15 protein-coding genes are annotated in these 13244 nt (G+C 34.7%); 7 read left to right on the top strand and 8 right to left on the bottom strand.

Translation table 11 applies throughout. The features are described 5' to 3' along the window. The 6 genes from AB5618_RS11490 to AB5618_RS11465 all read right to left on the bottom strand — a co-directional run. Positions 1–563: transposase (locus tag AB5618_RS11490; protein WP_368366764.1), on the bottom strand; the 563-nt coding region annotated here is incomplete at its 3' end. 128 nt (positions 564–691) lie between these two features. Further along, entirely contained in the window at positions 692–1072 is a 381-nt protein-coding gene (locus tag AB5618_RS11485) for an adenylate cyclase (RefSeq protein ID WP_368366763.1), read from the bottom strand. A 3-nt stretch (positions 1073–1075) separates the two neighbouring features. Continuing rightward, positions 1076–1993, bottom strand: coding sequence for a ParM/StbA family protein (locus AB5618_RS11480; RefSeq protein ID WP_368366762.1), 918 nt, complete (start codon positions 1991–1993; stop codon positions 1076–1078). A gap of 697 nt (positions 1994–2690) precedes the next feature. Continuing rightward, positions 2691–3989, bottom strand: coding sequence for a sensor histidine kinase (locus tag AB5618_RS11475; protein WP_368366761.1), 1299 nt, complete (start codon positions 3987–3989; stop codon positions 2691–2693). Positions 3990–3994: 5 nt separating this feature from the next. Continuing rightward, positions 3995–4750 (bottom strand): LytR/AlgR family response regulator transcription factor, encoded by a 756-nt coding sequence (locus AB5618_RS11470; protein WP_368366760.1) that lies wholly within the window; start codon positions 4748–4750, stop codon positions 3995–3997. A 45-nt stretch (positions 4751–4795) separates the two neighbouring features. Then, complete coding sequence (locus AB5618_RS11465; RefSeq protein ID WP_368366759.1) at positions 4796–5122, bottom strand: helix-turn-helix domain-containing protein; 327 nt, start codon at positions 5120–5122, stop codon at positions 4796–4798. A 295-nt stretch (positions 5123–5417) separates the two neighbouring features. On the opposite strand from AB5618_RS11465, the gene AB5618_RS11460 reads away from it, so the two are divergent. The 7 genes from AB5618_RS11460 to AB5618_RS11430 all read left to right on the top strand — a co-directional run bounded on the left by AB5618_RS11460 (position 5418) and on the right by AB5618_RS11430 (position 10220). After that, the gene (locus tag AB5618_RS11460; protein ID WP_368366758.1) at positions 5418–5567 is read left to right on the top strand and encodes a cyclic lactone autoinducer peptide; all 150 of its coding nucleotides are present in this window, start codon (positions 5418–5420) and stop codon (positions 5565–5567) included. Then, a complete protein-coding gene (locus AB5618_RS11455; RefSeq protein ID WP_368366757.1) occupies positions 5567–6151 on the top strand; it encodes an accessory gene regulator ArgB-like protein in 585 nt (194 codons plus the stop codon). Before AB5618_RS11460 ends, AB5618_RS11455 begins: the two co-directional genes overlap by 1 nt. Positions 6152–6261: 110 nt before the next feature. Continuing rightward, a complete protein-coding gene (locus AB5618_RS11450; RefSeq protein ID WP_368366756.1) occupies positions 6262–6684 on the top strand; it encodes a hypothetical protein in 423 nt (140 codons plus the stop codon). Between the two features lie 123 nt (positions 6685–6807). Next, positions 6808–7956, top strand: coding sequence for a hypothetical protein (locus AB5618_RS11445; RefSeq protein WP_368366755.1), 1149 nt, complete (start codon positions 6808–6810; stop codon positions 7954–7956). Further along, positions 7953–8726, top strand: a complete 774-nt coding sequence (locus tag AB5618_RS11440) for a hypothetical protein (protein WP_368366754.1) — start codon at positions 7953–7955, stop codon at positions 8724–8726. Before AB5618_RS11445 ends, AB5618_RS11440 begins: the two co-directional genes overlap by 4 nt. Continuing rightward, positions 8719–9558 carry a hypothetical protein gene (locus AB5618_RS11435; RefSeq protein WP_368366753.1) on the top strand — a complete coding sequence of 280 codons (840 nt, stop codon included), beginning with the start codon at positions 8719–8721 and terminating at the stop codon, positions 9556–9558. Before AB5618_RS11440 ends, AB5618_RS11435 begins: the two co-directional genes overlap by 8 nt. A 20-nt stretch (positions 9559–9578) precedes the next feature. After that, positions 9579–10220, top strand: a complete 642-nt coding sequence (locus tag AB5618_RS11430; RefSeq protein WP_368366752.1) for an ABC transporter ATP-binding protein — start codon at positions 9579–9581, stop codon at positions 10218–10220. Between the two features lie 140 nt (positions 10221–10360). Here the strand turns inward: AB5618_RS11430 and AB5618_RS11425 are convergent, their stop codons facing one another. Then, the gene (locus tag AB5618_RS11425) at positions 10361–10561 is read right to left on the bottom strand and encodes a transposase (RefSeq protein ID WP_368366751.1); all 201 of its coding nucleotides are present in this window, start codon (positions 10559–10561) and stop codon (positions 10361–10363) included. Between the two features lie 387 nt (positions 10562–10948). Then, a complete protein-coding gene (locus AB5618_RS11420; RefSeq protein ID WP_368366750.1) occupies positions 10949–13195 on the bottom strand; it encodes a tetratricopeptide repeat protein in 2247 nt (748 codons plus the stop codon). Positions 13196–13244: the final 49 nt, after the last annotated feature.

The following is a 13244-nucleotide window of genomic DNA, read 5'->3' as shown; positions in this document are numbered from 1 at the left end:
CCGTATACCGTCTTATATTCAGGAAAATATATATTGAACCAACGACTGATCCTGTTTTGAATTCTTGTAAGTTCCGCTTGTAACTGGAATCTTATGTTTGATGCTGTTCTAAGATCAGCGTAAACACCATCCGGCAGGTATGGGATCATGTAACGTCCCTCTCTAACTAATCCTGCTATAACTTTCGGATCCTTACGGTCATTTTTAGTTGGATTATTGTCGTCGAGTTCTTTTGATTTTTTCACATGGTGAGGATTTACAAGAACCGGTTTCATTTCATTATCCTGTAGAAACTTTCCAAGATTGAACCAGTAGTGCCCGGTCGGTTCCATACCTAGAACCACCTTATCCTTCTCATGTCTTTCTTTGATGTCCAGGATCCATTCCTTAAATGTCACAAATCCAGCCTCTGTGTTGCTAAACTTAAATGGCTTCTTCGAATACTCGATTCCTCTGTAATCAAAAGCTCTGGCATAGTGCGTTTCACTTCCGACATCAATTCCGAGCACCAAAGTTTTTTCTGTAATAGCTTCAATTTTTGCGTTCTGTGTGTTAGACTTCATTGTAGATACCTCTCTGTTCAATAAGATTTTTACTAACCTGCCAGTCAGTAGTCTTATTGTACTCTGAGGTATTTTCAATTTTCAACATCTACGTTTTTTATTATACAGGAAGCTCCATTCACTTTGTTTTATTCTCCGAGAAAATCCCAGTCTATATCGGTATCTGCCTGAGTATTCTCAGCTTCTGAAAAGGAACTGATTCGGGGCTCCCTTTGTGCAATACCTGCAGTCAATCCGGAAAGAAAAAGTGGTAATGACTGTTTCAGGCTGCTTTCTACTGCGGTTACAATCTGTTTTACAAAAAGTTCTTCTCGTTCTCTTGTCTCCAGGTATGGATCAGAATGTGTACGATAGTGACGATCAAAATAATCTACTAATGCAACGGATATTGCCTGACTGTAAGACTTAAATTCCTGTCGGTCCATGGTCTGTAAATATTCCCAGGCTTTCCGTTGCTGGTCTTTGTTCAGATTGAATCGCAGATTCGTGTTGCGGATATTGTTCTGCATGGCTTATCTCCTCCTTTTCAGGCTCATATAAGCCAGAGATTCATAACCTTTGGCAGTGGCACAGATATCATCAATGATGGTGACTCGTGATTTGTCATATGATCCAAAGTTACGGAGCAGACATCCACCGCCGCCGACTACATACAGACGCATCAGATCTGGATTGTATTCATACTTGCGAAGTGTGGCAAAAATATCTGCAACATACTGTCTGGCAATGGAAGTAATACAATCCAGATAGGGAGTGGAAATATCGGCAGTTCCAAATCGAAGAACCTGCTCTACAGTAGATTCCTCGATTTTCACTCCGAATTTATCCAGAACAGCGTTCTTAGCGGCAATCATGCACTGGTTTACACCGAGTTTTTCTGTCCAGCACCGATTTTCCTGTGCTTTCTTATTGTTGATATACAGAATGTTCATGGTTCCATTACCGATATCTGCAAGGAGATTAGTTCCCTTGAAATTTTCAAGCTGATTTACAATGGCAGGATATCCTTGAGGATAAAGGCTGCATCCAACAAAATGAATGTGATAATCTTTGCCATTGAAGCGGTAATGGACTTCCGGATTCTGAAGCAGATAAGAACGGAATGCTTCCCGCTGGTTTCTGATCCATGTCAGGGGAAGTCCGGCAGCCAGATGAATGTCTGCTTCATGGATAGAAAAGACATTCAGTTCTCTTGCGACAGCCATCAGCGTCAGAAGATAATATTCTTCATCCAGGGCTTTATCCGGGATAAATTCCTTGTGGCCTTCGCCAATCCGGTAATAGATGCCATTATATTCCAGAATATTTCCACTAAAGATAGGTTCTGTTTCATAGGCTTTGATTCCGGTTTGGATAACTGTGTTGGCTGTTTTCATGTTGCCGTAACCATGATCTACAGCAATGATTTTTGTGTTTCTGAGTTCTCGCATAAAAAATACCTCCGTTTTCGTATTGATTGATTCAGCAGATTATACCGGTGTGGTACTGCTTTGCTGTGCGACAAGCATACGAAAATCGGAGGGAAAAGGCATTGAGTGGAAATTGAGTTGGAATTGAGAAAAAGATATGTATTTTGTCTAATAGACAGAATCGTATTTGTAAGTATGATATAGTCATGGTTATAAAACAAAATAGATTAAAGAAGAAATGGGGTGAAGGGTGTCTCCTGTACAAAGAAAAAATTATGGTGGAGTAATTCTTTCATTTCACTCTAATATCTTAGTGGTAGTAAATTGTAAGGGAAATAGCCCTAAAAACACAATTATGGAATATATTTGAAAAACTTATAAACTGCAACTTGGTGAGATTTGAATATGTTATTCGGAGTTTGCATTTCTGAGAAGAAAAAACATTATGAAAGCTATGGAATGTCCCAGAAAGGGGCTGTCTTGAAAACGTAGTTCAGCGATAACCCCTTGCGACATATTTAAATGAGATAGACGATGTGAAGTGGATGAACATTCTCATGAAATAGATATAGAAACAGCAGAGTGTACATGAAAGCTTAAAAGTCAGAGATTAACTTGCATGGCTTGGGATGATAAAACAATATCTAAAATGCGGATGAGACATGTATTTAGCAAAATTATATATGAAAAAAGCATTTTGAGACATCTGCCTATAGGATTATTGTTTTAAAGTTATTATTGTATGAAAGGTTCCAGTAGAATCATCATAATACATCTGCAGGTTTCCTTGACATTGTTTTACAACTTTCTTAATACTTTTCATACCAAAACCATGTCTGTATGAATCTAATTTACGAGAAACAGGAAGACCGTTCTCGTCATACGAAGGATTACTACTGCAGGAATTTATCATAACGATGATAATAAATGACGTATTTTCTTTTTGCTGAACGGTAATCTCAACAAAAGATTCAGGAATACCGACAGCGGATTCTAATGCGTTATCTAACAGATTACAGAACAATGAAGTCAAAGCATCTGGACTAATATTTTGGAATACATCGCTTCTAATATCAGCGTGAAAGGAAATATGTTTATCCATGAACTGTCGCTGATAACGACAAAGGATTGAATTCAAAAATTCATTATCGCACATTCTGGAAGTTTCTTTTAAATTAGAGGAATCCATGAGTTGATGGATGTATGCTGTAATTTTGTCTGATTCATTTTTGGCATTTAATAATTCAATAGACTGAAGATGTTTCTTTATGTCATGAATAAGGATACGTTGATTCTCATTTTGCGAAAGAAGCATTTCATAGTATTTGGCAGAGTCGGACTCTCTTTGAAGAAGCAACTGCATATCCATTAATTCCATGTTTTTTTTCTGATTGTATTGCTTGATACCAAAGATCAGCAGATTGATAGTTAAAAGGCAAACAGCACTGAACGTTACCATGATATTCAATGGAGAAACAAAGGATACATTTTCACCGATGGTAAGGAAAGTGAACATGATAAAAATGGATAATATAGGAATAATGAGAAGAATAAAATCAGCAGGATCGCTCTGCACCTGTCGGGTATTTTTCTCTTTGAATAAATGTCCCAATAGGCAAATGATTGCAAAAAATAAAAATTTGCTGAAAATGGTATAAAAAATAAGTCCATTGCCTGTGTCTGCAATAAAATAAGGGGCAAACTTTGATATAATACCCAAAACAGTCAGTTCCGATATTCCCATAATAGCAGTAACTATTGCGGAATGGAAAATTCCTAATCGAAATTTGAGCTTAAATTGCGTGCAAAGAAAAATTGCATTTATGATAAAATATGCAGCTATATTGAGCCATGTTTGTTTGAATAATGAAAAAAGAAATAGGATTATATAAAAAACGCAAAGAAGAATCAATCTGATCCTGCTAGAATGGGTTGGAATAAAGAGATTTGATGTATAAAGCCACATAATTACTGCTTCTATTAAAAAACTGAGAAAAAGTAAAATAGTATGTTCCATTTGCATTACCTCATACTTTCAAGATATAGAAGATACGCATTCTTGAAAGAACTGTATTTTCTGCGTGTCAGATATGCAGTGACTTGATGATTAGTCAGGTGTACCGTTGTATGGTCAAAATCGGTCACGTGTTCAAAGTTAATAATAAAGCTACGATGTGTTTGAAAAAAGCTATTTTTAGGAAGCTGTTCTATCCAATAATTCATATTATAAATAGAAACAAAATCCTGTCTGGTAGTATGTACAATTACTTTTCGACCCTGTGCTTCTATGGCAATAATCTGTAAAGCAGGAAGCGAATATACCCCTTGTTTAGTTTCAATAGGAATTTTGGCAGTAATGGAATTGTAATAAGATAAGGCATCTTTCAGATTTCGAAAAAAACGTTGCTTATCCAATGGTTTGGAAAGATAGCGGAACACATGAAAACGCATCGCCTCATCCAAATATTCAGAATATGAGGTAACAACAAAAATTATGACGTTTTTGTTTGCTCTTTTTAATTCGTTTCCTATATAAATTCCATTCATACCAGGCATTTCAATATCTAAAAAAACAATATCTTTTTCTTCTGTATCAGCTAATAGAAATTCCCCACTGGTAAATGAAACTAACTCGGGACATTTTAAATGGTTTGATTCGAAGTAGGATTCAATGTATTTCTGCAATTGTTCAATTATTAGAATATCATCATCACAAAGTAAAATACGCATTTTTGCACCTGTCTTTCTATTGAATGTATATTGTATATATTTTATCATATAGAACTTCCAAATGCAAAAAATACGTATGAAAAGACAAATTATTTACAATTTTGGTTCATTGTGGGTTTGACAATTCCTTTTTACAAGTAACTCAATAAAGTCTCCGGCAAGTTCTATGTCGGCTTGATTACATAACCGTAATTTGTCGATAATATCCTGCGGAATATTATAAGCGTGCATGCTACCGAGCAAAAGATAGTCAGGTGTAACATTGAGAAGATTACAAATCTGGATGAAGATATCGAGGCTTGGTTTTTGCCTTCCATTTTCGATTGAAGACATATGGTTATTGGATATATTTAACATTTCGGCAAGTTCTGCTTGTTTTATTCGTAATTCTTTTCTGCGTATTTTGATGCGGTTTCCCATATCTTCATATTGAAATTTTATTTATTCCACCTTCTTTCATTAGAATTTTAACAATAGAACAAAATAAAAAGAAGAATATAATAAAGAACTATTCTGTTATATATTAAATAAATCCAATTTTACATATAAATAATTCTGTATCACATATAATTTTTGGATGAAAAGAAAGAAATTATACCAATATTAAAAAGAATTGTTACGTTCATTCCACAGGGGTCGTTTATTTGATTAAAGTGGTATATGATTGTTTATGTGAAAATCAATGATAATCTTAGTGGAAAGGGGAAATGACATTATGAAGAAACAGGTAACTAAATCGGTTGCAAAAGGGGTAAAAGTAGCATTAGATGTTGTATTACGGACAGAAGCTAACACAGCTTCCTGTGCTATTATGTATCAGCCTAAAGTGCCAAATAAATTAATGAAATACAGGAGAAATAAATAATGAAAAAATGTACAGATACAGTAGTTGATTGGATGATGCGGTATAATGTGATACATGATGAAGATAAAGAACTTTATAAGTATGCATTACATAGTGTACTTTTGTTTGTATCACCATTCATCCTTGCAGGAAGTATTGGCTTTTTCGTAGGAAGTGTAAAACATGGAATTCTGCTTATTTTACCATTTATAGTTTTACGAAAATTTAGTGGAGGTTATCATGCAAAGAATTTAAGCACTTGTATTCTGGAATCAGGTTTTCTACTGTTTCTGTACATAATGTTATCAATGCGTGTACAATGTGATTGTAAATTGGCAATAGCTACGATTATTGCATCTTTGATTCTGATTGTATTTAGTCCGATAGACAGTGAAAATAGAAGAGTTGATATTGATGAGAGAGGAACATATAAAAAATTAACAGTGTTCTTCGTGATACTTTTCGGGGTGTTAGATGTAACTTTATTCTTGGCAGGAAAAAAAATTTATACCATCTGTTTTTCTGTTGGAGTATTGATGACGGCGAGTTTGCAAATACCTTGTATAGTAAAAAAAATATGTAAATTGACCAAAAATAGGTTATAAATGTCGTTTGGCGCAGAGGAGGTTGAAATAGTGAAAAAAATGAAGATAATAGAGTATGTCATTGATTTCACAGTTTCAAATATAAGTATGACAAAGGAGGACTGAATTATATGTTTAAAAAGAAAATGGTAGCTTTAGCATTAGCAATGTCAACTTTGGTGTGTTCTATGTCTGTTCCAGTCATGGCGGATAGTCGGACTGAAAATTTCTTTGTATATTTGAATGGGGGTTCTGTGGTTTCTAGTGGATCAGCGAAGAAAACTATAACGGGAACTATGTATACATATACAAAAGAGCGTCCAGGAACATCTATTAAATGGGTGCAGGGAGAAGAAACCATTAATCTTAGAGGACGTTCTTCAGGTGGAACAACTGGAGTTACTTCTTTGGGAGAAACAAGTTATGCAGGTGCAACATATCTGACATACAAATCCGGTTATGGAAAAGTTAATTCTTATTATAAACTGGCGGTACAGTATGCAAGCGATAATCCTTATGAGAAGTTAGATTTGCAGTGCACTTGGAGACCGTAAAAAATTCATAGAAAGTAATTAAATGGATTTATTAAGAGAATAAAATGGGAATGATGGAAAGGGGCATGAAAGAACACATGCCCTTTTTCATACTGCAACATATATGAAGTGGAGATGCTATGTATGTCAAAAAAAAATATTGTATTATGGTGTGTTGTTTTCAGTCTATGTTTTCTTGGAGGATGCAGAAATAAAGGGGTGGTAGAATCACCAAGAAATGATAAGCAAAATTTTGAAGATAGTAATGAAGAAGAGTTTGGTGAACATATTGATAAGATCTTGTCATCAGGAGTTGAAGTAGATGCAGATATAGATATGCCTGAACTTGATATAAAAAATGTAAGTATTTATGAAGGAACACAATTAAAAATTGACGTGGAAAAAATGAGTCACATTTTATTGGGAAATTCAGTTGCTCAATATATAGATGAGAATGGACAAGGAGAAGAAATAGAAAATCTACGCACTTATAGAGATGAGAATGGATCAGAAATTAGTTCAATCGCTAATAGATGGGTGAGATTTTCAAATGTAAAGTTTGCTCATATTCGAACGGATTTTGAAACAGAAATTACTTCCGAAGAAGAACACAATTTTGACTTTGCAGACAGGAAGGAAGCAGATCTTGAAATAAGGAAAATACTTGACTTATTAGATATAGAAGTATATCCAAAGTATAGATGTGCTTCTTTGGATTACATAACATTAGAGGAAAAAAATTTAGAACAATATGCAGGTTTGGAAGATGTAGAAGAATTTCAAGATGATATCAAAATGCTGAAAGCTATTCCATGGTCAGAAGAATATGATTGTTATTGTTTTACATATTATGGAACCGTTGATGGATTGAAGTTAAACTCTCAGGATAGAGAAACAAATAATAATGTTGTGCCAGGATCGATTATTCGAGCAACATATTCAAAAGATGGCATACAGAACCTGGAAATTTCTAATATTTATATTGGAGAAAAAGAAGTAGAAAAGAAGACGCTATGCACAATGAATACTATTCTTAATGCAATAGATCAGAAATATAACTCTGTTATTTTACAGGGAAATTATAAGGTTAATTCTATGGAATTGGAATATATAGCGGATATTCGAGATAAAAGTGAGAAATACACCTTATTGCCGGTGTGGAGATGTAGTATTAGTCATAATTATGATACACAGGATAAAAATTCCAGTAAAATAATAAACATAGAGGATAATTCTATTTTATTCATAGATGCAACATCTGGAACGGAAATATATTCGGGAGGAAACATATGAAAACAATTTTATTTGAGCTAAAAAATGCACTATGCTCAAAAAGATTTTTGTTTACGGTTGTAGTGATGACGTTTCTATCAATGTGTAGTTTAATAAATGAAATGAAAGCAATACCGGACGCATCAGTTTATTATTTTTATATGGTCTACTTTTATTATCCAATATGGTTGATTGCATTCGTGCTTGCACCTATTCCGGGAGCAATTTCATTTTGCATTGATTGGAACACATGTTTTTATAGGATGAAAATAATTAGGTGTGGAAAGAAAAACTACATATTGTCTAAAATAATAATTACTTGGGTGACAGCATTTCTGACAGTAGCGTTTTCGCAGATGCTAATGTTTGCATTATTGGTGAGTTTCAAACCAGTATTTTTAAATGGAGATGGAAATGCTCTGAAAGGAGGTATTTATCAGGATTACTTAAATACAAGTGGTATCTGGATTTATTTCACAAGTAAAGTTTTTTTTCAATCTGTAGGAGTGGCCTTTTTTGCGGTATTTGCATTATGGATATCTACGAAAATTACAGATATTTTAGTAGTAATGACAGCACCAATCATAGGATATTACTTGATTGATAATATTTCTATTTGTCTAGGATTGCCAAGGTATTTATCAATTCCACGTCTCATAAAAGGAAACATAGAAATTGTAAAAGGAATTGGCTATACATGGTTGTATGTGGGGGGCATTTTTGGTGGTCTGGCACTTCTTTTTAGTTGGCTATTTTTCAAAAACTGCAAAAGGAGAATTGAAAATGGATGATATAATCAAGGTCATTAGAATAGCTTGTTATAATTTAAAAAAAACTTTTACCAGTTCAAAGATATATATTATTATAATATTATCGTTTATGTACATACAATTTATGCTTAATCCCGTAAAGGTTTTTGCTGAGAACGTTCAGATAGGAGTATCATCTTATTTGTTTCCTTTTTTATTAACATCAAGTTATTCTGTGAAAATATTTCTGCTTCTAGTGATTCTACTGTTTTGCAATGCTCCATTTATGGATGAAGCGCAATTATATATATTAGTACGTACAGGAAGGAGAAAATGGTGTGCCGGACAAATGTTGTATATTATGATTCTTTCAGGATTTTACACAGTGCTACTGATCTTATTTACAGTGGTCACGTTAATACCTGAGTTATCAATAGAAATTGGCTGGGGAAAGGTGATTAATACCCTTGCACAGACAGGAATTGCTGCGTCTCAAGGGATTCCTATTTCTTTTGATTATTCCATCATTTTAAAATATCATCCAATAACTGCTATGATTTTGGAAGGATTTCTTTGTTGGCTTTTATTCATTTTATTCGGTAATATTATTTTTACTGTGAATATGAAAATATCAAAATTTGCTGGTAATATTATAGCTGTGGCATTAGTTTTTTTCCAGATGATAGCAGAGGAAATTTCTCCACTCTTGACATATTTTTCTCCAGCATCGTGGGTATCTTTGTCCTTTTTAGATATCAATAATATAAATCAATATCCAGGAGTAAATTACGCATTGACAGTAATGGTAATCCTAAATCTTGTTTTGATAACTGTATCAATCATTGGTATAAAAACTAAAACATTTGTGAAATGAGTAAAGAATGAGGTGTATATATGAAGACAATCGAAATCCGGGATATAAGTAAAAAGTTTGGTGAACATGTTGTTTTGAATCATATTACAGTACGTTTTCAGGAAGGGAGTATATATGGAATTGTGGGACGAAATGGTTCAGGAAAAACAGTTTTGTTAGAATGTATTTGTGGTCTTATACATCAGGATGAGGGCACTATTATTGTGAATGGAAAAGAAATTGGAAAGAAAGTAGATATGGCAGATAATATTGGAGTTATTATAGAAACGCCAGGATTTTTGCCTAATTATTCAGGATTTAGAAATCTACAGTTTTTAATGGGTGTAAATAAAAAAGTAAATTCTAGCATGATCAGTGCTGCTATGAAAATGGTTGGATTGAATCCGCATGAGAAAAAAAAAGTAGGAAAATATTCGTTGGGAATGAAGCAACGATTGGGGATTGCTCAGGCAATCATGGAAAATCCAGATATATTGATTCTGGATGAGCCGCTGAATGGTTTGGACAGTGCTGGTGTAGATGAAATCCGAAAAATCTTACTTGATATGAAAAAACAGGGAAAAACAATTTTATTAGCTAGCCACAATAATGAGGATATTCAAGTGTTGTGTGATAAAGTATATAAAATGGAAGATGGAAAGTTGGTCGAGCAGAATAAATAATAGAAATTGCTTGATATATAGTAATCTTCTCAATTAATGCAAATGCCACATGCATGAAACCACCCTTTGCAATCATTCATGGTTTTTTAGACCGTTTTTACAGTTTCAGGTAGTTCAGAAGCAACACGGATTTTACTCTTTCAGAGAATGGCGTTCATTTTTGACCACATTTTTTCAATAGGATTTAAATCAAGACTATATGGCGGTAAATACATATAGGAAATATCAGCATTATCTAAAAGTTCAGAATATACTTGATGTTCCGCTTTTGCACCAGATATATTTTCTATCCATGTGTTGCGTTTTTCCAGCACATCGGGGACAATCCTGTTCTTTTGCATACAAAGACTTTTTCTTATAAGTATAACCTTGTTTTATCAGAAAATGCTTGACGTATTCACTGCCTACAGGTAAGTGAAGACTTTCGATAATCTCCTTCATTGTGTAGCATTTTATCATTTCTTACACTATATTTTATCATCGCTGTAAAGAGATTACATTATTTAAGAGGCTTGCTATAGCTTAAGTTTAGAGTTGTGTTTCGACCATATTTAACTAATTATTCCGGATATTCTATAAATTTTGTATTTATGGAGGATAAAGAAGGCTGCACGTCATCATGGAGGGGATTCCCGAATGTGTTATGATGATGAAAGTGCTACTTTTCATGTGATTATTACGCTAAATAAGAATAGAGGCGGGTAATATTGCCCGCCGCAAAATTATGTCTATTGTCTTATAATAGTTAAAATTTCCTGTGCTAGTGAAACTCCCATTTGTGGAAATAGTTCCTGAATTTCCTGATATTTTGCTTCAATCAGTTCCGGCTCATCGCCCCAGATTTTTTCATAAATTTTGAATGCCTTCTTAAAATGCGTTTTAGCCTGCGGAAGATTAGCAGTCAACAGGTAGATGGTTCCGATGGATTCCTGTACTGTGGCATAGTCCAGACAGCCATCAGAGTTATATTTTTTGATGACTTTTAATAATTTTTGCAGTATGGAAATTCCCTTCTCAGGATCTTGCTGCTCTGTCAGTAACATAGCATAGTTGGTAATCTGCGGAATGCTGTCATTGGTATAAAGCAAATTATATTGTTCAAGAAGCAAGAGACTTTCTTCCATGTGTTCCCTTGCAAGATCCGGATAGCCATTCATGCGGTAAAGTCCACCGAGATTAGCATGAAGATTGGAAACAAGATTAGCATTTTCTTCTGTAACTTCTTTGAACAGGGCAAGGGCATCCTTTTCCAGTTTCATAGCTTTTTCGGGTTTAACTTCAAGAGTTGCCTGAAAATCCAGTAATAATGCCCGGTCAGCAACAGTTCCAGTATCTTTTTCTTTCAAAATACGTTTTAATTCCTGGATAATATTTTTCATGCCTTTTTGATAATTGTAATTGTGCATATACGGAAACGCATTTTCCAGAAAAAGCAGATAATCGGGTATAGCATCTTTATCAATCAGTTCTATGATATTTTCTATTGTCTGAAACATTTTCTTGTAATAATCCACTTCAATGCCATGCATTAAACAGATCTGCTGTAAAGAATCCAGCAAGGTACGACACCCTGTGACGGAAGGTTTTGTTTCTGAAAGAGCAATTTCCTGAATCATCGGATGCAGGGAAATCGTGCGACGTGTAGTTGTCTGGACAAAACCGGTTTCAATTAGGTCGTTGATTTCGTTTAGAGTAGGCAGCTCCAGCCATTTGGCAAATATACGTGCAGAGATACCGGTGGAAGGAAGAAAACACAGATTGCACATGATATCCTGCTGTTTTATAGATAGAGAATACAATGAAAATAAAGTATGAATATGACTATAGTAGGTGGCTTTGCTGCTTAGCCCGTCTTTGACAACCTTAATCTTATCTTCGTTGTCAAGAGCTGCTTTTTCTTCCTGAAATTTTACGAGCAACTGTTCTGGAGTTAAAATTCCATTTTCCAGAAGTTTTGCAGCCAGTTCCACAGCAAAGGTATGACAGTGTACAGTTCCTATGATTTTCTCCACAGCGGAACGATGTTCATTTGTCTCTGAATAAAATATAGATACCAGTTGGAAAAGACTGTCTTTATTTTTGATTTCCTTTAAAGGAAAAGTGCAGTATTCTTCCAGCTTGCTTCTGGTCGTAAATAAAATCTGGCAACGATATTTTAACATCACCGATAGAAAGCTGTCCTGTGCGGAAGTGGTATTAAAATTATCTATGATAAGTAAAGTATCGGATTTCAGAGAACGGAGGAAACGGTTATGTCTTTGAAAACGTTCCTGTTCGCTGATTTCCGGTGGATCATCAACAAAATCCATATCGGTAATATCCTGATGCAGATCACCAGTATATTCTACATAAAGAGTGTTGGTGTAGTGTTTTTTATAGTGCTTTGCATAAGCTTTGGCAAGTTCACTTTTTCCAATACCAGCAATTCCATAAAGAAACACATGGCGTTTTTCCTCAAGGATTGTGTGCAATTCGTTCAGTTCTTCTTCTCTCCCAAGAAAATGACGACAAGGTTTTGGAACTTCACTGTCCATAATGTGGTCCAGAACGATCGGTGACAGAGCGCCGCCTGCAATTAGTTTTTGATTTCTGGTATCACGTTTGATAAATTGGCGTTCCATACCGAAAGAAATCAGCTTTGCCAGAAAAAGTAATCTTGAACTTGCTGGTTTATACAGAGAGGACAGACTTTTCTTTTTGACGTCGGAGATGGTATCGTCCTGCATAAACAAGGTGTAAATATCCTGTATAGCCATATTACAGTCTGGCATTAGAGGAAGAAGATTCTGGTGTATGGTTTCGGCAAGTTTTTTTTGATTGCTGGGTTTGTAATAATAAGCAGATATTTTCGGACTGATCTTTGCCTGTCCGGTCATCCAACGACAAACCAGACCATTATCCATAGAAAAATCCTCATTCGCCGGATCATTCATAAAATCTTCAAACAGTTCGTATAAAAAATCAGGTTGGCTCATCTGATTGCTTTCACTGATATGATTTTTTAAACATGTGCTTATAGACGAA

Origin of the sequence: Ruminococcus sp. J1101004sp1_RTP21198st1_B9_RTP21198_201120 (assembly GCF_040924245.1) — a bacterium.
Classification (GTDB): domain Bacteria; phylum Bacillota; class Clostridia; order Lachnospirales; family Lachnospiraceae; genus Blautia_A; species Blautia_A faecis.
This window is presented reverse-complemented; position numbering and strand designations above follow the sequence as displayed.